Origin of the sequence: Cytobacillus sp. NJ13 (genome assembly GCA_030348385.1) — a bacterium.
Classification (GTDB): domain Bacteria; phylum Bacillota; class Bacilli; order Bacillales; family Cytobacillaceae; genus Cytobacillus.
Genome location: JAUCFP010000006.1, coordinates 2,517,283 through 2,542,988, shown reverse-complemented (window position 1 = coordinate 2,542,988; position 25,706 = coordinate 2,517,283). Strand labels below are relative to the sequence as shown.

24 protein-coding genes and 1 pseudogene are annotated in these 25,706 nt (G+C 43.1%); 20 read left to right on the top strand and 5 right to left on the bottom strand.

Annotated elements, in window-relative coordinates:
• Positions 1 to 180 precede the first annotated feature (180 nt).
• The 6 genes and pseudogenes from QUF73_12480 to QUF73_12455 all read left to right on the top strand — a co-directional run bounded on the left by QUF73_12480 (position 181) and on the right by QUF73_12455 (position 6,536).
• On the top strand, positions 181 to 414 hold the full coding sequence (locus tag QUF73_12480; GenBank protein ID MDM5227021.1) for a hypothetical protein: 234 nt from the start codon (positions 181 to 183) through the stop codon (positions 412 to 414).
• 65 nt (positions 415 to 479) lie between these two features.
• Positions 480 to 1,601, top strand: coding sequence for an endospore germination permease (locus QUF73_12475; protein ID MDM5227020.1), 1,122 nt, complete (start codon positions 480 to 482; stop codon positions 1,599 to 1,601).
• Complete coding sequence (locus tag QUF73_12470) at positions 1,598 to 3,184, top strand: spore germination protein (protein MDM5227019.1); 1,587 nt, start codon at positions 1,598 to 1,600, stop codon at positions 3,182 to 3,184. Before QUF73_12475 ends, QUF73_12470 begins: the two co-directional genes overlap by 4 nt.
• Entirely contained in the window at positions 3,181 to 4,374 is a 1,194-nt protein-coding gene (locus QUF73_12465) for a Ger(x)C family spore germination protein (protein MDM5227018.1), read from the top strand. The genes QUF73_12470 and QUF73_12465 overlap by 4 nt, the downstream gene beginning before the upstream one ends.
• 124 nt (positions 4,375 to 4,498) lie before the next feature.
• Positions 4,499 to 5,635 (top strand): annotated as a pseudogene (locus QUF73_12460) (PLP-dependent aspartate aminotransferase family protein).
• Between the two features lie 91 nt (positions 5,636 to 5,726).
• Positions 5,727 to 6,536: a DNA-formamidopyrimidine glycosylase family protein gene (locus tag QUF73_12455; protein MDM5227017.1), complete on the top strand. Its 810-nt coding sequence runs from the start codon at positions 5,727 to 5,729 to the stop codon at positions 6,534 to 6,536.
• A gap of 34 nt (positions 6,537 to 6,570) precedes the next feature.
• Here QUF73_12455 and QUF73_12450 read toward each other — a convergent pair whose 3' ends face one another.
• Entirely contained in the window at positions 6,571 to 6,714 is a 144-nt protein-coding gene (locus tag QUF73_12450) for a hypothetical protein (GenBank protein ID MDM5227016.1), read from the bottom strand.
• 179 nt (positions 6,715 to 6,893) lie between these two features.
• Here QUF73_12450 and rraA point away from each other — a divergent pair, with 179 nt between their 5' ends.
• The gene (rraA, locus tag QUF73_12445; GenBank protein MDM5227015.1) at positions 6,894 to 7,373 is read left to right on the top strand and encodes a ribonuclease E activity regulator RraA; all 480 of its coding nucleotides are present in this window, start codon (positions 6,894 to 6,896) and stop codon (positions 7,371 to 7,373) included.
• A 60-nt stretch (positions 7,374 to 7,433) separates the two neighbouring features.
• Here rraA and QUF73_12440 read toward each other — a convergent pair whose 3' ends face one another.
• The gene (locus QUF73_12440) at positions 7,434 to 8,369 is read right to left on the bottom strand and encodes a VanW family protein (protein MDM5227014.1); all 936 of its coding nucleotides are present in this window, start codon (positions 8,367 to 8,369) and stop codon (positions 7,434 to 7,436) included.
• Positions 8,370 to 8,568: 199 nt separating this feature from the next.
• Between QUF73_12440 and shc the strand changes: the two genes are divergently transcribed.
• Complete coding sequence (shc, locus tag QUF73_12435; protein MDM5227013.1) at positions 8,569 to 10,461, top strand: squalene--hopene cyclase; 1,893 nt, start codon at positions 8,569 to 8,571, stop codon at positions 10,459 to 10,461.
• A 176-nt stretch (positions 10,462 to 10,637) separates the two neighbouring features.
• Here the strand turns inward: shc and QUF73_12430 are convergent, their stop codons facing one another.
• Complete coding sequence (locus tag QUF73_12430) at positions 10,638 to 11,153, bottom strand: hypothetical protein (GenBank protein MDM5227012.1); 516 nt, start codon at positions 11,151 to 11,153, stop codon at positions 10,638 to 10,640.
• A gap of 247 nt (positions 11,154 to 11,400) precedes the next feature.
• Here QUF73_12430 and QUF73_12425 point away from each other — a divergent pair, with 247 nt between their 5' ends.
• The 12 genes from QUF73_12425 (at position 11,401) to QUF73_12370 (ending at position 24,651) form a co-directional block, all read left to right on the top strand.
• Positions 11,401 to 11,748: a flagellar basal body rod protein gene (locus QUF73_12425; protein ID MDM5227011.1), complete on the top strand. Its 348-nt coding sequence runs from the start codon at positions 11,401 to 11,403 to the stop codon at positions 11,746 to 11,748.
• Between the two features lie 15 nt (positions 11,749 to 11,763).
• On the top strand, positions 11,764 to 12,396 hold the full coding sequence (locus QUF73_12420) for a PspA/IM30 family protein (protein ID MDM5227010.1): 633 nt from the start codon (positions 11,764 to 11,766) through the stop codon (positions 12,394 to 12,396).
• Positions 12,397 to 12,785: 389 nt separating this feature from the next.
• Positions 12,786 to 13,520: a cell wall-active antibiotics response protein LiaF gene (gene liaF, locus QUF73_12415; GenBank protein MDM5227009.1), complete on the top strand. Its 735-nt coding sequence runs from the start codon at positions 12,786 to 12,788 to the stop codon at positions 13,518 to 13,520.
• Positions 13,517 to 14,533 (top strand): sensor histidine kinase, encoded by a 1,017-nt coding sequence (locus QUF73_12410; protein ID MDM5227008.1) that lies wholly within the window; start codon positions 13,517 to 13,519, stop codon positions 14,531 to 14,533. The genes liaF and QUF73_12410 overlap by 4 nt, the downstream gene beginning before the upstream one ends.
• Before the next feature lie 44 nt (positions 14,534 to 14,577).
• The gene (locus QUF73_12405) at positions 14,578 to 15,210 is read left to right on the top strand and encodes a response regulator transcription factor (protein ID MDM5227007.1); all 633 of its coding nucleotides are present in this window, start codon (positions 14,578 to 14,580) and stop codon (positions 15,208 to 15,210) included.
• Between the two features lie 130 nt (positions 15,211 to 15,340).
• A complete protein-coding gene (locus QUF73_12400; protein ID MDM5227006.1) occupies positions 15,341 to 16,291 on the top strand; it encodes a cation diffusion facilitator family transporter in 951 nt (316 codons plus the stop codon).
• A 184-nt stretch (positions 16,292 to 16,475) separates the two neighbouring features.
• Positions 16,476 to 16,610 carry an RAxF-45 family protein gene (locus tag QUF73_12395; GenBank protein MDM5227005.1) on the top strand — a complete coding sequence of 45 codons (135 nt, stop codon included), beginning with the start codon at positions 16,476 to 16,478 and terminating at the stop codon, positions 16,608 to 16,610.
• 310 nt (positions 16,611 to 16,920) lie between these two features.
• Positions 16,921 to 18,801, top strand: coding sequence for an ABC-F type ribosomal protection protein (gene abc-f, locus QUF73_12390; protein ID MDM5227004.1), 1,881 nt, complete (start codon positions 16,921 to 16,923; stop codon positions 18,799 to 18,801).
• Between the two features lie 229 nt (positions 18,802 to 19,030).
• Positions 19,031 to 20,407 carry a sigma 54-interacting transcriptional regulator gene (locus QUF73_12385; GenBank protein ID MDM5227003.1) on the top strand — a complete coding sequence of 459 codons (1,377 nt, stop codon included), beginning with the start codon at positions 19,031 to 19,033 and terminating at the stop codon, positions 20,405 to 20,407.
• Between the two features lie 86 nt (positions 20,408 to 20,493).
• The gene (locus QUF73_12380; GenBank protein ID MDM5227002.1) at positions 20,494 to 21,813 is read left to right on the top strand and encodes an aspartate aminotransferase family protein; all 1,320 of its coding nucleotides are present in this window, start codon (positions 20,494 to 20,496) and stop codon (positions 21,811 to 21,813) included.
• Between the two features lie 12 nt (positions 21,814 to 21,825).
• The gene (locus QUF73_12375; protein ID MDM5227001.1) at positions 21,826 to 23,193 is read left to right on the top strand and encodes a YjiH family protein; all 1,368 of its coding nucleotides are present in this window, start codon (positions 21,826 to 21,828) and stop codon (positions 23,191 to 23,193) included.
• Positions 23,194 to 23,325: 132 nt separating this feature from the next.
• A complete protein-coding gene (locus QUF73_12370; GenBank protein ID MDM5227000.1) occupies positions 23,326 to 24,651 on the top strand; it encodes a polysaccharide biosynthesis protein in 1,326 nt (441 codons plus the stop codon).
• A gap of 34 nt (positions 24,652 to 24,685) precedes the next feature.
• On the opposite strand, the gene QUF73_12365 is transcribed toward QUF73_12370, so the two are convergent.
• The gene (locus QUF73_12365; GenBank protein MDM5226999.1) at positions 24,686 to 25,360 is read right to left on the bottom strand and encodes a hypothetical protein; all 675 of its coding nucleotides are present in this window, start codon (positions 25,358 to 25,360) and stop codon (positions 24,686 to 24,688) included.
• Between the two features lie 58 nt (positions 25,361 to 25,418).
• Entirely contained in the window at positions 25,419 to 25,682 is a 264-nt protein-coding gene (locus QUF73_12360; protein MDM5226998.1) for a hypothetical protein, read from the bottom strand.
• Positions 25,683 to 25,706 lie beyond the last annotated feature (24 nt).

The window sequence follows — 25,706 nt, the reverse complement described above, 5'->3', positions numbered from 1 at the left end:
ATAATTTTTCCTGCAAACCCTATTTCTATACAAATTCTCCTTCTCTAACCATACCCATTAAATTGTTTATTAATCAGGGGGAATGATAAATCCGTATCCCCACTGTTTTTTCATCATTTTTGGATAAAATGTACAGGCCGAGAAAAGATATACAGTATCGAATGTTAATGGGGTACAGTCATGATTACATTTAGCTATCTATGTATTTTTCTGCTATTGACTATATTAGCTGCACTTTTTGATATGAAAATATTTGATTATACAATCTGGGAAGCATTGAGGAATTTACTGTATACGGAGATTGCCACTGGAAGAATGATCATTATTGTTTCTATCCTTATTGGATTGCTTTCAAGTTCAGTCATAGATATTCATCTTTTTAGAGTAAAGAAAAAATCAGGGTCATCCCGGTAGAATGTAAGCGGGAATCGCTTGTACATGTTAACTGAACGTACATATTAAAAGGGATTGGTGATGGAATGTTAAAAGAGAATATCTCTCTCAGCCAGCTGCTGACATTATTGATCAATTTCCTTTTAGGAAGCGCCATCGTTGTCGGAGTAGGCGGGGATGCCAAGAAAGATGCCTGGATTGCAATAGCAGCCGCCATAATGATTGGGTTTGGAATCATGCTATTCTATTACTTCCTGATTAGCAGGGTGCCTGGAAAAAATTTTTTCGAGATTATGGAGTTTGGTTTTAAAAGGCCGGTTGCAATCATTTTTTCCAGTACTTACGTGGTTTATTTCTTATACCTTGCCTGCAGGGTGGTCCGTGATTTTGGCGAATTGATTGCTTCGGCCATTCTGCCGTCGACGCCGATTGAAATTATCTCGCTGACCATCTGTCTGCTGATGGCCTATATTTTATATCTCGGACTTGAAGTCCTTGGCAGAACTTCGGAAATTTTTACTCCATATTTATTCGGATTTCTGTTTCTTTTAACCATCCTATTAGTTGCAAGCGGCAATGCCAATTTATATGAGATTAAGCCAGTCCTCGGAGATGGGCTTAAGCCTGTTTTGAATGCGCTATTTCCAACTTTGATCGTTTTCCCTTTTGGCGAACTTATTGCATTCACACTCATTCTTCCAGTTGTAACCAATTTTAAATATTGTCTGCGTGTATCCATGCTGGGAGTAGGAATTGCAGGTGCGCTTTTATTATTTGCGATGTTTCTGATGATTGTCACACTGGGAGCTGATGCTTTGCTGCGTTCCAATTTTCCCATGCTCAGTTCTGCGCGCGAGGTTTCGATCGGCAATTTCATTGAAAGAATTGATGCGCTCGTTGTTTTTATTATGATGCTGGGGATATTGGTCAAGGGTTCGGTGTTCATGTTTGCAGGATTGAAAGGGCTTGAGTACACCTTCAGGCTTCCTTACCGGTATTTTTCATTGCCGGTAGCCATGATTGTTTCATCTTTTTCTATATTAATATCCGTAAATTTCGGTGATCATTGGCAGGAGGGGCTTGAGATAGTCCCATACTTTTTGCACTTGCCATTGCAGTTCGGACTGCCATCACTTCTGCTTATCGCAGTTTTATGGAAACGGCGAAAGAAAAAGGCTAAACCCGGCGTGAAGGGGATGAAGTTTTGAGTATTATTAAATCACTATTAAAAATGCGCAAAAAAGAATATCCTGTTCAGCCTGAGGAAGCTGCAGACGCTGGCCCAGATCTTAAAAGCATGAGTTTGGAACAGCTGAAAATAAGAATAAATGCAGAGTTCGGAAGCACGGTTGATTTAAGCATGGATGAGCTGAAAACAGAAGGGAAAGATGCATTGCTCATCTATCTTGTAACTATGATTGATACAAAATTATTAAAGGAAACGATTCTTCAATCACTCAGCGGGAAGGAGGATGGAAGTGAGTTAACAACAGAGGACGATCTGAAATCATTATGCAAGGAGAAATTCGGAGGGGCAGGCTACCAGCTGGCTGAGTCGTTCGATGATATCATTACTGCTCTGCTTAATGGAAACATCATTATTATTTTTAAAGATATGGAAAAAGCGCTTTCCCTTTCCATGACTTCAGGTGAAGACCGGTCCATAACAGAGCCAAGCACCCAGACCGTGATAAGGGGTCCAAAGGATGGGTTTGTAGAATCGATTTCAACAAATGTAAGACTGCTGAGGAGAAGAATCAAAAACAGAAATCTTCGTTTTGAAAAATTCATCATTGGTTCTGAGACTCATACTTCCGTGTTTATCGGATATATGGAAGGCATAGCAAATAAAAAGATTGTCGGGGAAGTCCGCAAAAGGCTTGGACAGATAAAGGTGAATGCTATCTTGGAATCAGGAAATATTGAAGAGCTGATTGCAGACAAATCCGCTACACCCTTTCCGCTGGCGCTGAATACGGAGAGGCCTGATGCGGTGGCATCTAATTTGCTTGAAGGGAAAATCGCCATCCTTGTTGACGGGACTCCTTTTGTGCTGGTGGTTCCGGCTGTTCTGGTAGATTTCTTTTCCATTGCAGAAGATTATTATCAAAACTTCATGATGGGAAGCTTTTTAAGAATGATCCGCTATTTATCGTTTATGATTGCCTTGATTACGCCATCTTTATATGTCGGTATTTTAACCTTTCATCATGAGCTTCTTCCGACACACCTGCTTCTCGGGATTATTGCACAGCGGGAAGGAGTGCCGTTTCCCGCAGTCATTGAAGTGTTATTGATGGAAGTTACCTTTGAGATCCTGCGTGAGGCCGGTGTTCGAATGCCAAGGGCTGTCGGACAGACTGTTTCAATCGTAGGCGCTCTCGTCATCGGACAGGCTGCAGCTGAAGCAGGGATTATATCAAATATAATGGTCATCATTGTCGCCATTACAGCCATAGCCAATTTTGTATCCCCTACTTATAGTTTCGCTGCAGCTGCAAGGCTGTTAAGATTCCTGCTGATCATTGTGTCAGCCTTTCTGGGCCTGTATGGCGTCCTGATTGTTCTTGTTTTTATTGTCGCCCATTTAAGCTCTCTCAGATCCTTTGGCGTTCCGTATCTTTCACCGGTTGCTCCATTTATCATTGAGCAGCAGAAAGATGTCTTTTTCCGATTCCCGATTTGGAGCATGAGGAAGCGGCCAGCTTATCTAAAAACACAGAATCCTGAAAAGTTTCCAAAGACAGGATCGCCTTCTCCTCCTCCAATGGAAGGAGAGCAGTCCAATTGAGACAATATGGTGTGTTGTTCGCCGTTTTTTTGACGGCTATACTGCTCTCTGGATGCTGGGATCAGAGAGAGCTGGGTGAAATAACCGTTGTGACAGGAATGGCTGTGGATAAGGGTGAGGATGATAAGTATATCCTGACTGTAGAAGGCATTAATGCAACAGAATTGAATAACCGCACTGCAAGCGGCTTTGCGCCATCTATTGTTTATTCTACTGAAGGAAACTCTCTGGCAGAACTGACTTATAAAGTGAATGAAGGGATTTCCAGGCATTTGATCTATTCCCACATGCGCACTTTGATTATTGGGGAGGAACTTGCTAAAGAAGGCATTATCGACTTTATTGATTTTTTGGAAAGAAACCGGGAAATCCGGGATGATTTTAATATTTTGATTGCAAGAGGGGCCAAGGGCTCTGATGTATTAAAAGTGACGTATCAATTCCAGAAATCTACTTCTTTAAAATTGCACACTCAGCTGGACACCATGATGAAGGACTGGGGTGGAGATCCAGGAGTGAGGATGAATGATGTCATTACAGCCTGGACCGCCCCGGGACGTCAGCCTGTAATGGCCGCCGTCAGGATTAAGGGTGACCCTGAAGCTGGCGTGAGTGCGGAAAATATGATGAAGGTCACCCCTGATGCGCTTGTCGTTCTGGACTCACTGGCTATCTTCAAAGGTGATAAGCTGGAAGGATTTCTGACACTGGAGGATTCAAGAAATTACTTATGGATACAGAATAAAATCAATAAAACATCCATTACCGTAACATGCAGTGAAAGCCGGTATATGGGGCTTAGAGTATATGATACAAGGACAAAGATTAAAGGGAAACTCAAAGGTGGAAAAGCAAAAATTAATATAAAAATCAGAGCTGAGGCATATATTGACGGGACTCATTGCAACGATCAGTTTGATAAAGCAAAGACATATAAAGAAAGTGGAGAAACTGCCCAAAAACAGATTAATGAAATGGTCAGAAAAACGATTGAGAAGGTTCAGCAGGAATATGGCACCGATATTTTTGGTTTTGGTGAAGTTGTGCTGAGACAGGATTATCAAAATTTCAAAAAAGTCCAGAAAAATTGGGATGAAAAATTTGCTGATGCTGATATAAATGTAGACACAACTTTAATCATTCGTCGAACAGGCATTAGGACTAAAAGCTTTCTGAAGGAAGTAAAGTAGAGATTCTTTCCTTCATTGACGCATAAAAGCTGTATTGATATAATTTTTATATAATTCAGCTAATTTTTGTATTAAAGGTCTGGGCATTGTCCAGCCCTTATTTCTTTTAAAGGGGAAAGTCCATATGAACTTCGAGACTTCTGTTCTGCACTTGAAAAATAAGAGCAATCGCAAGATTAAAAGTAAAGTAACACCGATCTATCAAACTTCCGCCTTCGCATTCAATGATCTGGATGAGCTGGAGGGATTTTATCAGGGAAACGGCAATTATCTTTATTCCCGGGTCGGCAATCCGAATACGGATGAGCTTGGTGAATTAATTGCTGCCCTGGAAGGAGCACCGGCCGGGACGGCTTCCTCATCCGGTTTATCCGCCATTCTGGCTGGAGTGCTTGCTGTGGTAAAAAGCGGCGACCATATTGTGGCAGCGGATGACCTGTACGGCGGCAGCTTCCATTTAATCAAGGAAGAGCTGACACAGCTCGGTATAGAAGTAACCGTTGTTCCTTTTTCTGATGCTGTGCAGGTGGAGGGAGCCATACAGCAGAATACAAAACTTCTTTATTCTGAATCCATCACAAATCCTTTATTGCGGGTGGAAAACCTTGAAGAAGTCGTCTGCCTGGCAAAGAAGCATAATCTCATTACCCTGATCGATAATACATTTGCCACTCCATATCATTGCCAGCCTTATTTAAAAGGCATTGATTTAGTCGTCCACAGTGCAACCAAATACATAGGAGGGCATAGCGATATTACAGCAGGTGTCCTGGCTGGAGACGAAGAGCTTGTCGGAAAAGCACGCGGAAAAATTGTAAACCTTGGGGCTAATTTAAGTCCGTTTGAAGCCTGGCTGACTTGCAGGGGAGCGAAAACTCTGGCTCTCAGAATGAAGCAGCAGTCAGCAAATGCCAGAAGTGTGGCAAGAGCATTAAAGCAAAATCAAGAAATAAAAAATGTCTATTATCCTTTTTAGCACGGTGAAGAAGGGTTCGGCGCCATTGTTACGATTGAATTGGCTGACAGTGCTGATGTGAATGAGTTTTTTAAAGAGCTGGGGTGGATTAAAATTGTACCGACACTTGCGGGAGTTGAAACGTCCGTATCCCATCCGCTGACAACATCGCACAGGGCACTGCCTCCTGAAGTATGCAGGGAACTCGGCATTACCAAGCAGCTGGTGCGGATATCCATCGGAATTGAACATGCGGATGATATCATGGCGCAACTGAGTGAGGCTATTAATCGGAGTCTGAGTTAATAATTCTGTCAAATCCACGTAATTTTCAGGAATGAAGTGATTCCTTCCATTTAATACTAAGGTAACAGTATTTTAGGAAGGAGCTGACACTATGCCTGAACTTCCGGAAATGGAAACCTACAGAAGGCTGTTAACGGAGCAGCTGGCCCGTAAAGTCATTACTGATGTAGTAGTAAATCGGGAAAAGTCCATCAACGTGCAGCCTGCCCAATTTAAAAGTCAGCTGATAAATGTACAAGTAACCGAAATCACCCGAAGGGCTAAACATCTTATTTTTAAGCTGAGTTCCGGAAAAAATCTGTTGCTGCATCTAATGTTAGGCGGCTGGATGTATATTGGAAATGAAGCGGACAATCCTGACCGCACAAAACAGGTTATTATTTCTTTTGGAGATAAAAAGCTCTATTTTATTGGACTAAGACTTGGCTATCTGCACTTGCTGACAGACACAGAGGCGGAAAAGGAGCTTTCAGATTTGGGACCGGAGCCTCTGGATCAAACGCTGGGATTTCCGGCCTTCCGCGAACTGATCGGAAGCAGAAAAGGTATGCTGAAAACGACATTCATCAATCAGCAATTTCTTTCGGGAATCGGCAGCTGCTACAGTGATGAAATCTGTTTTGAGGCTGGGCTGCTGCCTATGAGAAAAGCAGATGAATTGGATGAGGATGAAATAAAAATCCTGTATCAGTCTATGAAGGGCGTATTAACCCGGGCCATTCAGTATGGGGGCTATATGGAAGAGCCTTTGTTTAAAGGAGATGCTAAAACCGGGGGTTATAATGAGCAGTGCAGAGTGTATGACAGAGAAGGAGAACCATGTCTCCGCTGCAGCAGCCCTATAGTGAAAGAAGAAATATCTTCCCGGAAAACGTTTTACTGTGCAAATTGCCAAAACTAAGAAAGAGGCTGCCTATACTTGCAGCCTCTTTTCTCTACTCTTCCGGATCACTCTGAATCCTATCAACTGTCGTGGAATCACGGGAATCCATTGCACCCTTTAGAAAATGGACAAGCATAAATCCAGCCAGTCCCAATGAAACTATAAAACCGATTGTAATTGCCCACATTAAAGCCATCCTTTAACCTCCCTTTTTATTAGCCAAGAGCGTTTCCTTACTAAAAGGTATATGCCTGAAATCATCAATCTTTCCCTTTCAATTATTAAAAAAGGAAGGGAACAGGTTGCTGCATATCGAAGTAAAGAAGATGGCATAAAGTGTTTTACTGCCAAAAGCGCTAAAGGAGGAGATCTCTTTTGGATTTCAAAACGGCCGATTTATGTGATGACCACAGCAAAGAGCTGCTTATTTGTCAGCAGGAGTTTAAATCTTATGGGCAAAAAAGAAAGTTTTCCGGTCCCATTTCAACGGTTAGAGTGTTTGAAGATAACGTGCTGGTAAAAGAGGCACTGGAGTCCATTCCAGAGGGAAATGTACTGGTGGTGGATGGCGGCGGATCAAAAAGATGCGCCTTAATGGGTGACCGGCTTGGGGAGATTGCTCAATCGAGAAAGCTTGCCGGTGTGATCATTTATGGCTGCGTCCGGGATACAGTGGAGCTTGGAAGCCTTGATGCAGGCATCTTGGCACTTGGCAGCAATCCTTTAAAAAGCCGAAAAGAAGGGAAAGGGGATCGAAACATCCCTGTTACGTTCGGCGGGATTGACTGGAAGCCGGGAGAATATGTATATGCAGATGAAGATGGCGTGATTGTCTCTTCGAAAGCTCTTACCTAAAGCAGAACACCCGCTTATCAGCGGGTGTTTCCTTTTTTAGAAATTTCTCGATCAATCCCATCAATCCTCTAAAACCGCTTCCTTTTCAATGCTGATTTCTTCCGGCAGCATTGTTGACGCTTTTGGGACCTGGCGGGGCTCATAGTCAATTTCATCAGAGGAGTATACTCTGATTACCACTTGGCCATGCAAAGCTTTTGCTCGTATGAGCAGGGGAGAACTGTAACGGTTTTTAAAAGTGAAATCTGGGCCATACCAGCTTACAGTTGCATCCCGGCCAGGCGGCACATAGGGAACCTTTTTGCTGTGGGAATAACGCTCGATCACCTTGACGCCTGCCCGGTCAACTGCATTGAATAGAGTGGAGGATACCTGGCAGATCCCGCCCCCGATATCTTCTGACAGTTCCCCTCTAACGATAACCGGAGCACGCTTATAGCCTTTCCCCGCCGTTCTTTTGCCGACAGCACGGTTAAAAGAAAATACTTCATTCGGAAAAACAACATAATTATCAAGGGCTTCGGCTGCAAGCTGGATATTATGGGAGCGTGACGCGTTATTCGGATTAAAATACGTAACATACTGGCCGATCATTTTAACCCGGATATGGGAGATAAGATCCCGATCCACTCTCGGGTAAACGGGGAGTGTTGGGATCTCAATTTTAGCTGGCCCGTTATTATAAAAATATGTATAAAAAATATCTGTGAATGCTTTGCGGTGCAGTATTTTTCCAGGCTTCTCAGGAACGACACGTCCGCTTTCGCCTATGTACGCGTTCATAGGCGGAATATACGTCTGGCGATCTAACTTTTCCAGGAGCCGAATAAACCGTTCACCGTCCACTAGCGGAAGCCCGGGAAACGGCATTTGATATTCTGTCCTGTTGATACTTGCAATGGATCTTCCGTCATGTTCAATGGATAAGTCATCAGGAAGACTGGCAGTTTGAGTTTGTGTTAATAGCATGATCCCCAATACCCATGAGAATTTCATATCGCTGGCGCACCTCCGACCTTAGTATGGGCAGGAGAGAATTGTTTCATGTGCCAAAAAATGATTGATTATAGATCCCCTCTTTGAACAGCTGCCAAGAAGCCATGTCTTCATAGACCGGACTGCTGCAACACTCTCTCGGAAGGTCGAATTCTTTAATTGATTAAGGAATATAGTGTAATAAAACTTTAGTGAGGGAATGAGGAATGTGCAGCTAGTTAAGGCAGAAATCAGCCGGCTAACCGATTTGCTGAAAAGCAGCCAATCTCAGGATGGCTCATGGGCGTATCCTTTTGAAATTGGAATCATGACTGATGCTTATATGATTATTCTTTTGCGGACGCTTAACATGAAGGATGAAAGCATCATTCAAAAATTGGCGGAGAGAATTGAAAGCCGCCAGGATGAGAGTGGTGCGTGGAAGCTTTTTAGAGACGAAAAAGAAGGGAACTTATCTTTAACCATTGAAGCCTATTACGCCCTTTTGTACTCTGGCCATAGACAGAAGCATGATCCGCATCTGGCAGCTGCAAGGAAATTTATTTTATCAAAGGGCGGGGTAAAAAAAGCAGGATTATTTACGAAAATCATGCTTGCCATGACAGGCCAATATCCATGGCCGGCCATTTTTCCTGTGCCCATCGAAATTGTGCTGCTCCCTCCAACCAGCCCAGTCAGCATCTACCAGCTTTCAAGCTTTGCAAGAATTAATCTCCTGCCGGTTATCCTGCTTGGCAGCAAAAAATTCAGGCGAAGAACGGAAAATAGTCCGGATTTGGATGAAATCTTTGGAACAAGGGATAGGGAAGAACTATGGGAAGAAAGCCGTTCTGATGAATGGAAAAAACTTGCTGACATTCTTAGCGGCTTGGCCGAAAGCTTAATTGGATTACCTGATCGGCTCCGCAGCATGGCATATGAGGGAACAAAGCAATATATGCTCGAGCGGATTGAACCGGATGGAACATCATTAAATTATTTCAGCAGCACTTTTTATATGATTTTTGCCCTCCTTGCTCTCGGCTGCTCTCCAAAAGATCCAGTCATCATCAAGGCGATGAAGGGATTAAAGGGAATGTCCTGCACAATAGATGGACATATCCATTTTCAGTTAACAGACGCTAAAGTATGGAATACCGCTTTAATTTCCCACGCCCTCCAGGAAGCAGGTGCAGATAAATCAGATGCTGCGATTCTAAAAGCGAATAACTATTTGCTTTCAAGGCAGCAAACCCGTCACGGAGATTGGACGGTTCACAACCGCAAGGGACTTCCTGGAGGCTGGGGATTTTCAGACTTCAACACTATTCATCCTGATGTGGATGATACAACCGCCAGTCTGAGAAGCATTCACAATCAAACAGGAACGGCTGCCGAGAAATCCAGGCAGAGAGGAGTCCAATGGGCTTTATCCATGCAAAACCGTGATGGGGGGTGGCCTGCATTTGAAAAAAATGTGGATAACCGCCTGCTGAATCTAATTCCCATTCAAGGAGCAGAGTTTATTCTCACCGATCCGTCCACAGCAGATTTAACAGGCAGAACCATTGAATATTTAGGCATCTTCACTACAGGAGCTGAGCCTTCAATTAAAAGAGGAATAAGCTGGCTGAAAAAGAATCAGAGAAAAGACGGTTCCTGGTATGGGCGCTGGGGGATTTGCTATCTGTATGGAACCTGGGCAGCCCTTACCGGCCTCACCGCTGCAGGGGAAAAGAAAGATGAGGAGTACATCAGAAAAGCGGTTGAGTGGCTGAAGTCTATTCAGAATGAAGACGGCGGCTGGGGAGAATCCTGCAGAAGCGATATTGAAAAACGCTATGTTCCATTGGGAAACAGTACATTAACACATACTGCCTGGGCCGTGGATGCTTTAATTGCCGTTTCCCCTGAAAACAGCCCTGAGATCAGAAAAGGCATGGCCTTCCTGATCCGCGAGGGCCAAAGAAATGACTGGACGACAGATTACCCAAAAGGGCAGGGAATGGCCGGCTTCTTATACATGCACTATCACAGCTACCGGTATATTTGGCCGCTATTGGCACTAGGCCATTATGAAAAGAAATTCATGCAAAAAGGAAGCTCCGAATGATTGGGCTTCCTTTTTTTATTGGCTTTATTAATTAGGGATTTTGCGGATAATTTTGAGGTTTCGCTCATTAATTAGAGATTTCCATCATAACTTTGAACTTTCGCCGGTAAAACTGAGATTTCGCTCATAACTTTGAAATCCCGCCCATAAAACCGAAAATTCGCTCAAGATCTTGCTCATTTTCTTTTCTCCTCATCAATCAGCTGGCAGTCTGCTGAAGAATCATCTTTATTTTTATCAAACCAGAGCTTGTACATAGCCTTCCCATCACTAAGCGTGCCATCTGCCATATCCATTGGCAGCAGGGCGAAAAAGACGTAATAAAAGGAGAAATATACAAATTGGTACCACAGCATGTTAGCTTCCAGAATACCCATCCGGATCAGATAATTTACAATAAAAATACTGCCTATGTTAAAAATAGATCCTCCTAAAAAGATAAGAGATTTGGTCAGTTTATTATTGTATTTTAAAGAGGTAAACTCACACCCTCCATACCAGAAGTAAAACCGTCTAACCTCCAAAAACCTCATTGAGAATAGTATTTTGCCTGTGCCTATGATAACTCGGATTCCTTTTCCTCCAAAAATGCCTGCAAAGAATATATGACCCAATAAATGAATAAGTGTGACCACCGGGTAAACCACAAAAAAGGCTTGAATGAATTTTAAAAAATCATCATACCCAAACACGGGAGGACCTCCATTTCAATAAATGAATGAAAGATCTGCGCAATGCAGCATCATTATTTGTTTGCTTACCCCATGTCTACCCCGCATTTTTCCATATTAACGTACATTCTTTTTCCATATTTCCCATCTTGATTGAAAGAGTCCGACCATCTGCTACGTCTCAGGTCTTATTTGAAAATAAAGCTGAGGCTCGTTATAGCATTTACAAAATACAGGTAAGATGAAATCAAGAAAGGAGGAAACGAAAATGAAAAAACTTGGATTATTGATAGCAGGTGGAATTGCAGCCATGGTGCTGATTTCAAATCTGGGCCCGATTGTGGGTCTGGCAGTAAGTGCGGCGATTCTATACTTTGTGTTTAAACAATTTATAAAAGCTGAAAGCACGATGGCAAAAATCGGCTATGGAATCATCGGGTTCATCGCTTTGATGGCCACGGCTTCCAATTTTCCGGCTATCTTAGGGCTTGCAGCTGCATACGTTCTATATCTGGTCTATAAAAAGTGGAACGATTCAAGCTCTAGTGTAATGGAAGAAGACAATGACCCTTTTGCTAACTTTGAAAAGCAATGGGCGGATTTAAACAGAAACTAAAAAGGAGAGATAGAAATGGCAAACCTATTAACGAGAATCAAAGATACAGTAATGGCAGACCTTCATGAAGCATTGGATAAAAAGGAGAAAAAGAATCCAATCGCACTCTTAAACCAATACCTTCGTGAATGTGAGCGTGAAACCGAAAAGGTCCGCAAGCTTTTGGAACGTCAATATACATTGAAGGAAGAGTTCACTCGAGAATACGAGCAGGCGAAAAACCTTGCAGACAAACGCAAGCGCCAGGCAGAGGTTGCCACGCAGGCAGGTGAAGAAGAACTCTATCAGTTTGCAGCTCAGGAGCAAATGCAGTATGAAGAGCGTGCCAGCCGTTTGAAGGATCTCCTGAACCAGGCAGTACAGCAAATGGGTGATCTTGAAAGAAAATACGAGGAAATGAAGCACAAACTGAAGGATATGCACATCCGCCGCATGGAGCTGATGGGCCGTGAAAACATCACACGTGCCAACCACCAAATGGATAAAGTGCTTGATCAAAACAATGATAAGTCTTTTACAAGATTCCAGGAAATCGAATCCTATCTTGACCGTCTTGAACATCAGGTGAAAAGCTCCTACCACCGCAGCACAATCGATGCCCGCATCGCACAGCTGGAAAAAGAGCTTGAGAAAAAGCCTGTATTGTAATATTCGATAACAAGTCAGAAATAGTTTGTAACATGCAAAATATAAAAAACGAAGCCTGCCTGTATGATCTTTTTCCAAAAAAGATAAAAACTCTTTCTATTTTATGAACAAAAAATGGTATTCTAAAAAGGCGTAGGGATACTGCGCCTTTTAAAGTCTATTACTGTCTAGCTTTGTCTAGCTCCAGCGCCTACCCCCTCAAGGTCACAAGCCAATCCTCCCAAAAAGGCAAAGAACGCCTTTCCGTGAGGTTCGTCTTGTGCTTGTCGGGGGTGAGCACCAAGGGAAAGCTTCCTTGGAGTTCTTCGCAGGAACAAGCGTTTTTGGCTTGTTCCGAAGGCGCTTCCGCTTTTCTTATCATTCCATATACACAGAAGGGGGGATGCCTCATGAACATTAACAACAAAAGCGATTATATGAGCTGGATTATCATATTGGGCATTGTCTTTCTCTTTGTGGAAATAGCCTTTTTTAATAGCGGCGTGATATTCTCTCTTCTTGTGCCAATTGGAATGGTATATATCGGAAGAAAGAGGATGCCTAAGAGCTCCGGAAAATGGCTTTTCTGGCTTGGGCTAATTTTTCTGCTCATCAATATTTTCAGCATGATGACACTGAAATTTTTCCTGCTGGCGATTCTGATTCACCTGCTGATTCAGTTTGGGCAGTCCAAAAAAGATCCTAAACGGATTCAGCCGGAGTTCAAGGAACCGGCAGTGAATCTCCAGAAAGAAACAGTCATTAAAAAGAATCCTCTTTTTTCCAATATATTCGTCGGCCAGCAAAAAACACCTGAGCAAGTATATGAATGGAATGATATAAATATCCAGACCGGCATAGGCGATACGGTCATAGACTTAAGCTATACGGTTATTCCCAAGGGAGAAACCGTGATTTTCATCCGGAACTTCATCGGAAATGTGCAGGTGCTTGTTCCCTATGACGTGGAGGTTAGTGTCAGCCATTCAGCCATTGTCGGTAAGGCCAGAATTTTCGATCACGAAGAATCAAAGATGTTTAACCAGCTCCTTCAGCTTCAGACGCCTGGCTATGATCAGTCAGGGCAGCGCGTTAAAATTTTCACTTCACTTGCAGTCGGGGATATCGAGGTGAAGCGCGTATGAGTATCATTCAGCGGCAAATTGCCTGGGGAGCGTGCATGTCCCTCTTCATTCTTGCTGTCTTGACGGCTTCTTTTTTTACGATGTTTCCCATTCCCGGCTGGCGGGATCTGTGGGAAACGGAAATACTCGATATTCCGTTTATTCTATTTGTGCCGAGCATAAGCATGGCTCTTGGCCTGATCTTTGGATTATTGTCAGGCATTTACTGGCGCCGGCAGCTTTTTGCAGTAGACACTATGCTCCACCAGGTAGAGGAAGGCCGCCAATTGGATGTGCAGGAAACAGGTAAAGAATTGCATTCCATAGCAGTCAGGGCCGAGAAGATTCAAAAGCATATGGCAGATCAGGCAAAGATTTCTCAAAAGCTGGCAAATGAAAAAGCGGAAGATATCGAGAACAGGATGCAGGAAATCGTTTCCCAGGAAAGGAACAGGCTTGCACGCGAGCTTCACGATTCTGTCAGCCAGCAGCTGTTTGCAGCATCCATGATGATGTCCGCCATTACTGAAACCCAGCAGGATCCGGAAGACAGGCAGGCAAAACAGCTGAAAATGGTGGAAGAAATGATCCATCAGTCACAGCTGGAAATGCGTGCCCTGCTGCTGCACCTTCGTCCAGCTGCCCTTAAGGGCAAAAGCCTCCAGGAAGGAATTGAAGAGCTTCTGGTCGAATTGCTTCAAAAAGTAGCGATGGAGATTGAATGGAAGGTAGAGAATTTTCCGCTTGATAAAGGGGTGGAAGACCATCTATTCCGTATCCTTCAGGAAGCTGTGTCCAATACACTCCGCCATTCCAAATCGCAAAATCTTGAAGTGCTTCTGATTCAAAGAGATGATTATGCCATACTCCGTGTGGCTGATGATGGAGTCGGTTTTGATGTAGAGGAAACGAGGGCCGGCTCTTACGGTCTGCAGAATATGTATGAACGTGCCGCTGAAGTTGGCGGAAGCATGAAAATCATCAGTGTAAGAAACAAAGGAACCCGTCTTGAAGTAAAGGTTCCGATTATTTAAATAATGTCTGCTTGAGGCAAGACTAAATTCTGAGGGTGAGGCCAATGATTAAAGTTTTATTTGTGGATGACCATGAAATGGTTCGGATTGGAGTTTCTTCCTATTTGACGGCACAGCCGGATATTGAGGTTATAGGAGAAGCGGATAACGGGAATACAGCTATTGATTTGGCACTCGAATTGAGGCCGGATATCATTTTGATGGATCTCGTTATGAAAGAAATGGACGGCATAGAAGCGACCAGAAGAATCATCGAGCAATGGCCGGAAGCTAAGATCATCATTGTGACAAGCTTCCTTGATGATGAAAAAGTGTATCCGGCTTTGGAAGCAGGGGCGACGAGCTATATGCTGAAAACCTCGAAAGCCAGTGAAATTGCTGAGGCAGTCCGCTCGACCTATCATGGACAATCGGTGCTGGAGCCGGAAGTGACAGGTAAAATGATGGTGAAAATGAGGCAGAAAAACCAGCAGCTGCCCCATGAAGAGCTGACGAGCCGCGAGATGGAAATCCTTCTTTTGATGACAGAAGGCAAAGCGAACCAGGAAATCGCTGACGAACTTTTCATTGCCTTAAAAACAGTCAAAACACATGTTAGCAATATATTAAGCAAGCTGCAGGTGCAGGACAGGACCCAGGCAGTCATTTATGCCTTCAAGCACTCGCTGGTTAAATAACGTTCTGGAGAGCTAATTATGATATTAGCTCTTTTTATTTTAGGCTGAATAATGAACCAGAAAAATATGATTCAGAATAGGCTCATAAGGGTAACAATAAAACCAAACAATAAAATTAGGCGGTGATGAAATGTCTGTGATTGCTTTATTGAAAAAAGGAAACAAATCATCGGGGATGGCGGCGATCGGAAATACGGCACTGGCGATTGCTAAAGGGCTGGCAGCTTTTGCAAGCGGGAGCGGGGCCATGCTTGCTACGACCCTTCATTCTCTTGCTGATGCACTGAACCAGGGGTTTGTGTTTTTTGGCAGTGCGCTTGCGGAAAAGGCGCCAACCAAAAGATTCCCTACAGGATTTGGCCGGGTGATCAACTTGTTCGTATTAATTGCTGTTATCGTCATTTCCATCATGGCCTATGAAACGATACATAAAGGCTGGGAGTTGATTCAGCATCCAAAGGAATCAACCGACCTCTGGCTCAATGTAGGGGTTATGCTTCTTGCCGTAGGTGTTGATGGATTTATTTTATTGAAAGCCATGAAAGAAATCGGCCATGAAACCAGGAATCCTGCAAAGGGATTTGGTATTGTGCCTGTTGCCTTTAAAAATGTCAGGCTTGCCTCCCCTCCAACACGCCTGGTTTTTTATGAAGATATTATTGCGACATTTGGTGCCTTGCTTGCCCTTGTTTCGATTTTAATTGCTCATTTTACAGGACTTTACTTCCTGGATGGGGTAGGCACAATTTTAATTGGTCTGCTTTTGGTGGGCATCGCTGTGAAAATCGGATTTGAAAATACATTGGGCCTGATTGGAGTAGCGGCACCAAAAGATATTGAAGACCGTATCGCCCAAATTATTCTCGGTGATCCCCAAGTCGTGGATATTAAACAGCTGCGGCTGATCCAGGAAGGAAGAAGATATCATGTGGAAGGGTATATTGAGCTGGTCGAAGGTCTCACGCTTGCCGATGCGGATGATATAAAAATTGGTGTAAGAAATCAGCTGCTTGATGACCCCGATATTAGTGATGTAACTCTTGGTATTCTTGAAACAGACCAGATTCAGACGTGGAAATAATACTGAAAAGGAAGCCTGCATTAAAGGCTTCCTTTTTTAGTGAGTATAATTTTTCCTTAACAGCGGAACCCCAGCTCCTAAAAAATGCACATTATTCTGGAGAATGCAGGATAATACCCATTGCTTTTGAATTGAAGAAATATTAAAATAAAACTAACTTATTTGAAATGGAGGTGGAGAAGAGATGATTGGAACTGTTTTGGCACGTGGTGAATGGATTGAATTCCTGACAATTTACCGTGCAATTTTTCATGGCTTTGCTGTTAACGGGACAAGTCTGTCCTTTTTTAGCAAATTTTATATGAAAACAAAACAGTGAGAATATCTCTTTAACGCCTTATAAAGAACGGTGAAGGGAGCTTCTTCAAGCTCTCTTTTTTTTATTCCGTTTTAGGGCAGTAAAGTCCGCTTCAAGATATAAAATTCTTGATGGGGAAACTGCCGCCCGTATAATACTGATAAAAGAACACAGTTTTAATGAATACCTGCGCATTTGCGGGATTCACCTAAACTTTGAGCGGGAAGGCCCCGCCAAAAAAGTTTCATTTTTATCAGAATTTACTTAGGCCCTAGGAGCATGTTTCCTATGGCCTTTTTGTGTTTTATTTTTAAAAATCGGAGGAGCTCATATGATCGCATGCAGCGCACAGCAAATCGGAAAAAGTTACGGAGGAAATATAGTATTTGAAAATCTATCCTTTGAAATTTATGAGAGGGACAGGGTTGGTTTGACAGGAAGAAATGGAAGCGGAAAAACGACACTGTTTAAATTACTGGCTGGAGCAGAAGTCCCGGATACAGGTAAGCTTCATTGGAGAAAGGGGTGTGAGATTGGCTATATGGCGCAAATTCCGGATTATCCGGCTAGTATGAAGGCAATTGATGTTTTAAAAACAGCTTTTGCTAATTTGCTGGAGATGGAAAAAACGATGAAGAAAATGGAACAGCAAATGGCGAATGAAACGGTTCCGGATCAATTAAATAAACTTATTGGAGAGTACGGAGAACTGCAGGATCAGTTCACACTGAATAAAGGCTATGAAGTGGATAGCCAGATAGACCGGATCTCAAATGGCCTCAATATCAGAAGTCTTCTGAACAAGGATTTCAGCAGTCTAAGCGGCGGTGAAAAAACAAAAGTATGCCTCGCCCACATGCTCCTGAAAAGCCCGAATCTGCTTCTGCTGGATGAGCCGACCAACCACCTGGATATTAAGTCAGTGGAATGGCTGGCTGATTTTATAAAGAATTATGAAGGGACAGTGGTGCTCGTTTCACATGATCGCTATTTTTTAGATGAAACGGTCAGCAAGATTCTGGATTTGGAAGATGGAGAAATCACCCTTTATCAGACAAACTATTCAGGCTTTGTAAAAGAGAAAGAAGAAAGGCTGCTGAGAGAGTTTCAGCAATATGAAGAACAGCAGAAAAAAATCAGGAAGATGAAGGAAGCCATCAAGAGGTTAAGAGAATGGGCCAATCAATGTACCCCGCCTAATGCGGGTCTTCATAAACGGGCAAGCAGCATGGAAAAAGCTCTCCAGCGGATGGAGAAGCTGGACCGGCCTGTATTAAACCGAAAAAAAATGAATATGGATCTTGAAGCATCTGAACGGAGCGGAAAAGATGTGTTCTTGATGAAAGAGGTCAGCAAGTCCTTTGGCAGCAAGCACTTATTCAAAAACGTCAGAATGCACATCCTATTCCGCGACCGAACCGCTATTGTCGGAGATAATGGGACAGGAAAATCGACGTTGATCAAAATGATGCTAGGAGAGCTGGAACCTGATGCAGGGGAAATTCGGAAAGGAAGCAACTTGAAAATTGGCTATTTGTCACAGCATGTTTTCTCAAATGCTGATGATCAATCGGTAATTGACACTTTTAGGGAAGGGCAGGCTGTAACGGAGGGAGAAGCACGCCATATTCTGGCCGGTTTCCTCTTTTATGGCCATACTGTTTTTCGTAAAGTATCGCAATTGAGCGGCGGTGAAAGAATGAGGCTGCGCCTGGCCCAGCTCATGCACAGGGATATTAACTTTCTTATACTTGATGAACCGACGAATCATCTTGATATCGAATCTAGAGAGGTACTCGAAGAGGCACTTGAAGAATTCGATGGAACGATTTTGGCTGTCTCTCATGACCGTTATTTTATCAATCGAATATTCAGCAAAATTTACTGGATTGATCAAAAAGACCTTCATTACTATGAAGGGAATTATGATTGGGCCAGAAAGAAAATGGAGGAGAAGCGGAAAGCGGAGATTGAAGTGCCTGCTGTTAAAAAGGCAAAGATAGCGGCTGTTTCTCCGAAAAAAAATAATAAAGGGCTGGCACTAGAGGAATTAGAGTACGCAATTGAACAACTTGAGACTAGTCTCATAAAATTAGAAACGGTTCTGGAAAAGGAAATGGATTTAGAGAAGCTGCAGATAGCTTATCAAGAAAAAGAAGAACTTGAAAAGCAGAGGGAAGAGCTGTACGGGAAATTGGATGCTATTTTATAAAGGCAAGTGAAGGCTAACAAATGGGTTAGCCTTTTTTATGCATTTTATTGAATTAATATAAAATTATTTCAAATAAACCTTTCAGTTTTCATCTATTTCCTGTAAAGTAATATTCAAAAATGAATAATTATTTAAATCTGAATAATTTTACGAGATTTTCTTTTAATAATAAGATCTTTCAAAAGAAGAAACGCTATTCAATATTGAATAATTTTTTCGGAGGACCCAAATGAACAGCTTTTTCATGGACTGGAATAATGACAAAGAAGTCATATCTTCAATGGAAGAAGACATTATGGTAACCAATGCAGACGGCATAATTATAAAAGTCAGTAGAGGCAGCGGCAGCCATTACGGCGTTGAACCGGAATCTCTTCTTGGCGAATCTGTTTATGATCTGGAAAGAAAAGGGGTCTTCAAGCCTGCGATTACTCCTGAAGTATTAAAGAAAAAGAAAAAAGTCATTCTGGTGCAAAAAGCCGGCTCGGGCAAAAAGATCCTGGTTACTGGTATTCCAGTATTCAATGAAACTGGAAAAATCGATCATATTGTCAGCTATTCCTACGATGTTTCAGAACTTCTTGTTATAAAAGAATACCTGAACAGTGTTGAGGAAGAAATGGCCAGAGTGAAGAGCGAGCTGGATCTCCTGCGCAATAAGAGCATCAAAATGGATGGCATGATAGCTGATAGCCTGGCGATGAGAAATATAGCTGAAACCATCAGAAGAATCCGGGATGTAGATGTCACAGTCCTGCTCCTGGGTGAATCAGGTGTCGGAAAATCGGCTCTCGCCAAATGGATACATCAAAACAGTATGCGAAAAGACGGGCCGTTCATTGAAGTAAACTGCAGTGCCATTCCGGAATCCATCTTTGAAGCTGAGTTTTTCGGGTATGAAGGCGGTGCTTTTACAGGGGCAAAGAATAAAGGCAAAATGGGATTTGCTGAAATGGCAAAAGGAGGCACGCTATTTCTAGATGAAATTGGCGAACTCTCAGCCCATCTGCAGGCAAAGCTGCTGAAATTCATACAAGACAAGCAGTTTTATAGAGTAGGGGGAACAAAGCCGGTTCAGGCAGACTTTCGGCTCCTGGCAGCTACAAATAAGGATCTCGAAAAAGCAGTTGAATCCAAGGATTTCAGGCAGGACTTATTCTTCCGGCTGAACGTGGTGCCATTAAAGATTCCGCCTTTAAGGGAGAGGAAAGAGGATTTATTTACCCTCATTCATTATTTTCTCCACTCTATCTCCAAGCGGCATAATCGGGAAAGGCAGCTGGAAAGATCCCTGGTCGATCACTTGCTGCAGCTGGAATGGAAGGGAAACGTTAGAGAACTTGAAAACCTAATGGAGCGCCTTATCGTTACAAGCACCAGCCTCATGATCACGAAAGAGGACCTGCCTTATGAATACCATATGCAAGGAAAAAAAGATGGTTTTATAGATTATGAGGGACAATCTCTCCCTTGTATTTTGGAAGATGTAGAGAAGAAAGTATTAATCAATGCAAGGAAGCGCTACCGAACCACTACTGAAATAGCGGGCGCCTTGGGGATCAGTCAGCCTTCAGTAGTAAGAAAATTGAAAAAATATGATTGTTAATACATACGTTGGCATGAATATTGCATTAAAGAATAGCAGAGCAAACATAGCATTTACATTTAATGCAGGATTCAGGAGGGGAAAGTATGAACGGAGAAAATTGGAGTCATCTTGTCGGAAACATTTCAAACTTATTGGCGCCAAGCATGGCAAAGGATCACCCGAATTTGCCGGTGGTCAAGGCGGAAGGCTGCTATTACTACGGAGTCGACGGAAAAGAGTATTTGGATTTTACATCAGGCATCGCAGTGGAAAATGTCGGACATCGCCATCCAAAGGTTGTACAGGCCATTAAAGACAGTGCAGATCATTTGGTGCACGGCCCGTCAGGCGTTATCATCTATGAATCGATTTTGCGGCTCGCAGATGAGCTTGGAAAAATTACGCCGGGAAATCTGGATTGCTTTTTCTTTGCGAACAGCGGGACTGAGGCAATCGAAGGAGCTATTAAGCTGGCAAAGTATGTCACGCGGAGGCCCTATGTTGTCTCCTTTACAGGCTGTTTCCATGGAAGGTCAATGGGGGCACTCAGTGTATCAACATCGAAGAGCAAATACCGCAAGTTTCAGCAGCCGTCCTGGCTGACCTATCAGCTTCCATATGCGGATGAGCGGGACTGCCCTTTTGGTGAAGATTCTGAGGAGTACTTCCCAAGAAAACTGGAAAAGGATGCTGAAACACTCTTCAAGCATCAGGTGGACCCGGAAGAAGTTGCCTGCATGATCATTGAGCCGGTTCTTGGGGAAGGAGGCTATATCATTCCTCCGAAGAAATGGATGCAGAAGATCAGGGAAATCTGTGACAGGCATGGTATCCTGCTGATATTTGATGAAGTGCAAACCGGCTTTGGGCGTACTGGAGAATGGTTTGCCGCTCAGGCTTTTGATGTTGTGCCGGATATCATGGCGATTGCAAAAGGAATCGCTGCAGGACTGCCGTTAAGTGCTACTGCAGCATCAAAGGAACTGATGGAAAAATGGCCGCTCGGCGCCCATGGAACAACTTTCGGCGGAAATCCGATTGCCTGCTCTGCCGCCTTGGCTTCTCTTGAAGTACTAAAAACGGAGAATCTTTTGGAAAATGCAAAGCAAATGGGAGAGTATGCATTAAAAAAATTACAGGATTTGAAAGCCGAATATCCTGCAATTGGCAGTGTCCGAGGTCTGGGGCTGATGATCGGCATTGAAATAATCGACCCGCAAACCGGAAAACCGGATGGAAATGCGGTAATGGATATTCTGAACTCTTCACTTGATAAGGGAGTCCTCTTTTATCTCTGCGGAAATTCAGGGGAAGTGATTCGGATGATCCCGCCGCTTATCGTGACAAAAGAGCAAATCGACCAGGGTCTGAAAGTATTGGAAGAAGCACTTACAGAACATGAAGCTGTTGTTTCCAAATCATAAGGAGGTATGAGAATGAAGCTTGAGACAAGGGTTAAACCGCAGGCTGTCACAGGAGAATATTGGAAATTCATCATTCCATCTTTAATTGGATCGCTCCTCTTTCTGGTTCCAGTTAAATTTCAGGGAGATGTAACGATTGGTGTTGGTATTTTAGCATCTCTATTAGGCAATGCGTTCAGTGAACAGATGCCTGCCATTATCATTTTTATTTTAGGGATATCAGTTTTTCTTTCCATCCTGACAAAAGCAGCAAAACCGGCATTTATACTGGATAATAAGTTTTTAAAAGGATTATTTGATACCGGCAAGTTTGGACTAACAATGAGAATCCTTGGATTCGCGGTAGGGATCATGACTTTGTTTGAGATTGGGCCTGAATTTATCTGGTCGCGGAATACAGGCGGAGTGGTTCTCTACGACCTGGCTCCCGTTTTGCTTACGTGGTTCCTGTTTGCCGGCATCCTTCTGCCGCTTTTGGTAGAGTTTGGTTTAATGGAGTTCATAGGGGCGCTTGTCCAAAAATTTATGAGGCCATTTTTTACACTTCCCGGACGGTCCTCCATCGATTGCCTTGCGTCCTGGATGGGCGCCGGAACAGTAGGTGTATTGGTAACAACGAAGCAATATGATGAAGGTTTTTACACCAAAAGAGAAGCAGCGGTCATTGCGACAACCTTTTCGATTGCATCTGTTGCTTTCAGTCTTGTCGTTGCGAATGTGGTTGGTCTTGGCCATTTATTCATCCCTTTTTACTTAACCGTTTCTGCTGCCTGTGTCGTGGCAGCATTGATTATGCCAAGAATTCCGCCATTATCCCGCAAACCAGATACTTATTATGAGCCGGTAGGACAGCAGATTGATGAAACCATTCCGGAAGGGGTTTCGAAATTGAAATGGGGATGGGAGCAGGCAATTGATAAAGCAAGGAATGCTCCGGGTCCCAAAAAGCTATTAACCAATGGCATTGAAACCGTTTTGGATATTTGGATGGGCCTGATTCCGCTTGTGATGAGCCTTGGAGCAGCAGCCCTGATCATTGCGGAATACACGCCTGCATTTGAGTTAATTTCATACCCGCTCATCCCGGTTTTGGAGTTTATGCAATTGCCGGAAGCAGGAGCGGCAGCACAAACCATGCTTGTTGGCTTTGCTGATATGTTCCTTCCGGCCGTTATAGGGAGCGGGATTGAGAGCGAGCTGACAAGATTTGTCGTGGCGGGCCTGTCATTAACACAATTAGTATACATGTCTGAAATCGGGATCCTGATCCTGCGTTCGAACATTCCGCTGAGCTTTTTGGATTTATTCGTTATTTTTATTGAAAGAACGGTTATTACTTTACCTGTTATTGTACTGATTGCACATGTTTTTGTATTTTAGCAGAAAGGAGGCCGGCATACTGCCAGCCTCCTTTTCGTTATATTATTTTCTTAAAAGTTCCAAAAGGGCAATATATTATCGGGGCATGTCTCATATCTTATATAGAATCTGCATTATATAAGGAGAGGCGCAATGAGTAAATTCTTCAAAGGAGTCATATTGCTTGCACTGGCGGCTTTTGCAAGCGAATGTATAGAGTTTGTGGTGAATATGGTGCTCGCCCGGGAACTGGGGGAGAGGGGACTTGGCATGTACATGTCGATTTTGCCGACCATATTTTTGATTGTGCTGCTGGCTAGTTTCGAGCTTCCGATCTCTATTTCCAAGTTCATAGCTGAAAAGGATAAAAGGTATCATCTCAGCATGCTCCATCATGTCATCAAGCTGACCATTATCTTTACAGCGGTTTTGGTTCCGATTGCAGCAGCAATCCTTCCGGTTGTCAGTGTCTTTAATGAGTATCATCCGCTGCTGAGGTGGGTTGTGATCGGGTTCATTCCAATCGTGTCATTTTCCTCGATTGCCAGAGGCTTTTTCATGGGCAAGCATCAAATGGGAAAAATTGCAGCCTCCAATTTTCTGCGCAAATCCGTTCAGCTCCTGCTGCTCGTGGTTCTTTATCAGGCATTTCAATTTGATGTCAATACAGCGGTCTTTATTGCATTTTGCACGTTTGTAGGAAGTGAGATTGTTGTTTTTCTCTATTTGCTGAACATGTTTATTATCCAGTATCAGCGTATTAAAAAAGAGCCATCTGACTATGTCAGCGGAAAAAGTGTGAGGCAAAACCTTTTATCTGTTTCTGTGCCGACTACCGCTTTACGAGTTTTCCATGCCTTGACCCATGCAGTTCAGCCATTTTTGATCAAAGCGGCGCTATTTAAAGCAGGGGTGCCGGGAGAAATCGCAACAGAGCATTTTGGTATGCTTGCAGGTGTGGCCATGACTATAGGCTTTTTTCCATCCTTCATTGCTCATTCATTTTTAATTATGCTGATACCAACTGTGTCTAAAGAATATGCGGATAAAAACCTGGATGAACTGAGGAGGCTTCTTCAGCAGGTGTTTTTTGTCACTTTTTTATACGGAATTCCTTCGGTTGGACTTTTTTACTTTTTCGCACGGCCGCTGACCGATGTGTTTTTTCATTCAACAGATGCAGCGGTGTATTTGCAGATGCTTTGGCCATTCTTTTTGCTTCACTTCTTCATTATCCCGATGCAGGCCTACTTAATCGGCCTGGGCCTGATGAAAGATGCAGCTTATCATTCTGTATGGTCCACGGTTGTTTCATTTACAGTCATGTACCTGCTTGGTTCTATGCATAGCCTGCAGATGGACGGGATCATTATGGGCATGAATACTGGGGCAGTACTTCTCGCCATGATGCACTATGTAACAGTATGCAGAAAAATCGGCCTGACACTATATCTGTCGCCAGCTAAGCAGTTTAACTGAAAATGAAAAAGCATCTCCGTCATGGGCAGATGCTTCATTTTTTTTTCTCATTTTTTTCCCCGAATTTGCTCTCAATCGTTTGTTCATCTCCGTACAGGATAATATGATCGCCTTCTTGAAGCTCCGTCACAAGCCGGTCTTTTCTAATCTTTACGTCACCTCGCTGGATATAGAGCACATTGATGTCCTCATCCTCTTCGATAATGTCCCCTAACTCTTTTTCCTTATATTCACATGTTTCATCAATGAAATAATCCAATACATGATCCGTATCATCCGTAAGCAGCGCTTCTCTTATCGGGAGATCTCGAAAGTCATAATGTTCTTCGAGCTCATGCTCCAGTTTCCCCGAAAGATAATCCCGCACTTTAGGCATCCTTAAAATAATAATAACCATGATCAGGGCAGCGGCCACGATCGAAATCTTGGCAGTGAAAAATTCATCTGAAAGGATACTGCTGATTGCCGAAATGATAACTGCCAATGAAAAAGCGCCAAATAATATTAAAAAGGCTCCGAATCTTCTGCGGATTGGATGGTCGATAATCAGTTCAGATTCCCCGGTTGTAAAGCCGGTTCCTGTAAGCATGCTGATCACCTGAAATCTCGCAATATGCTTATCAAGCCCTGTATATGTGAAGATTAGCGTATGAATTTCGATAACAGCCAAAACGATTCCCAAATAAATCAGGATGAAAAGAACGCCCATCTTGCTTCCTCCGAAAATTTAGAATTATGTAAAAAACCTAAGGAAGTCAGTCCTTAGGTCATTGCTGTACGGTTTCGTTATAGTAATTCACTGAATACATGGCACCTTCGTCAACCATTTTATTATCTTCAATATTATGCGGGTCCGGGTGGCCAAGTTTTTCTTCAGGCACTGTATCATTTATAAAGCGGTCTGGAAGCATGCCTTTCATTTTAACTGCAAGAGACTGAACCTTATTTCGATTATTTTTGCTTGCCAACAACAAAATACTCGTAATGCCAACACCGGCTAACAGATATGAATTTAACGGACGAGAATTCATGATTATGCTCCTCCTTCAAATTAT

What these genes read in the sequence shown, in the direction of transcription:
- QUF73_12440 (MDM5227014.1), bottom strand. Translation starts at nt 8,369, where the DNA reads ATGAAATTCTCATGGGTATTGGGGATCATGCTATTAACACAAACTCAA.
- QUF73_12375 (MDM5227001.1), top strand. Translation starts at nt 21,826, where the DNA reads ATGAAGCTTGAGACAAGGGTTAAACCGCAGGCTGTCACAGGAGAATAT.
- shc (MDM5227013.1), top strand. Translation starts at nt 8,569, where the DNA reads ATGAGGAATGTGCAGCTAGTTAAGGCAGAAATCAGCCGGCTAACCGAT.
- QUF73_12450 (MDM5227016.1), bottom strand. Translation starts at nt 6,714, where the DNA reads ATGGCTTTAATGTGGGCAATTACAATCGGTTTTATAGTTTCATTGGGA.
- QUF73_12475 (MDM5227020.1), top strand. Translation starts at nt 480, where the DNA reads ATGTTAAAAGAGAATATCTCTCTCAGCCAGCTGCTGACATTATTGATC.
- QUF73_12380 (MDM5227002.1), top strand. Translation starts at nt 20,494, where the DNA reads ATGAACGGAGAAAATTGGAGTCATCTTGTCGGAAACATTTCAAACTTA.
- QUF73_12410 (MDM5227008.1), top strand. Translation starts at nt 13,517, where the DNA reads ATGAGTATCATTCAGCGGCAAATTGCCTGGGGAGCGTGCATGTCCCTC.
- QUF73_12395 (MDM5227005.1), top strand. Translation starts at nt 16,476, where the DNA reads ATGATTGGAACTGTTTTGGCACGTGGTGAATGGATTGAATTCCTGACA.
- QUF73_12405 (MDM5227007.1), top strand. Translation starts at nt 14,578, where the DNA reads ATGATTAAAGTTTTATTTGTGGATGACCATGAAATGGTTCGGATTGGA.
- QUF73_12420 (MDM5227010.1), top strand. Translation starts at nt 11,764, where the DNA reads ATGGCAAACCTATTAACGAGAATCAAAGATACAGTAATGGCAGACCTT.
- QUF73_12385 (MDM5227003.1), top strand. Translation starts at nt 19,031, where the DNA reads ATGAACAGCTTTTTCATGGACTGGAATAATGACAAAGAAGTCATATCT.
- QUF73_12365 (MDM5226999.1), bottom strand. Translation starts at nt 25,360, where the DNA reads ATGGGCGTTCTTTTCATCCTGATTTATTTGGGAATCGTTTTGGCTGTT.
- QUF73_12360 (MDM5226998.1), bottom strand. Translation starts at nt 25,682, where the DNA reads ATGAATTCTCGTCCGTTAAATTCATATCTGTTAGCCGGTGTTGGCATT.
- QUF73_12455 (MDM5227017.1), top strand. Translation starts at nt 5,727, where the DNA reads ATGCCTGAACTTCCGGAAATGGAAACCTACAGAAGGCTGTTAACGGAG.
- abc-f (MDM5227004.1), top strand. Translation starts at nt 16,921, where the DNA reads ATGATCGCATGCAGCGCACAGCAAATCGGAAAAAGTTACGGAGGAAAT.
- QUF73_12425 (MDM5227011.1), top strand. Translation starts at nt 11,401, where the DNA reads ATGAAAAAACTTGGATTATTGATAGCAGGTGGAATTGCAGCCATGGTG.
- liaF (MDM5227009.1), top strand. Translation starts at nt 12,786, where the DNA reads ATGAACATTAACAACAAAAGCGATTATATGAGCTGGATTATCATATTG.
- QUF73_12370 (MDM5227000.1), top strand. Translation starts at nt 23,326, where the DNA reads ATGAGTAAATTCTTCAAAGGAGTCATATTGCTTGCACTGGCGGCTTTT.
- QUF73_12480 (MDM5227021.1), top strand. Translation starts at nt 181, where the DNA reads ATGATTACATTTAGCTATCTATGTATTTTTCTGCTATTGACTATATTA.
- QUF73_12400 (MDM5227006.1), top strand. Translation starts at nt 15,341, where the DNA reads ATGTCTGTGATTGCTTTATTGAAAAAAGGAAACAAATCATCGGGGATG.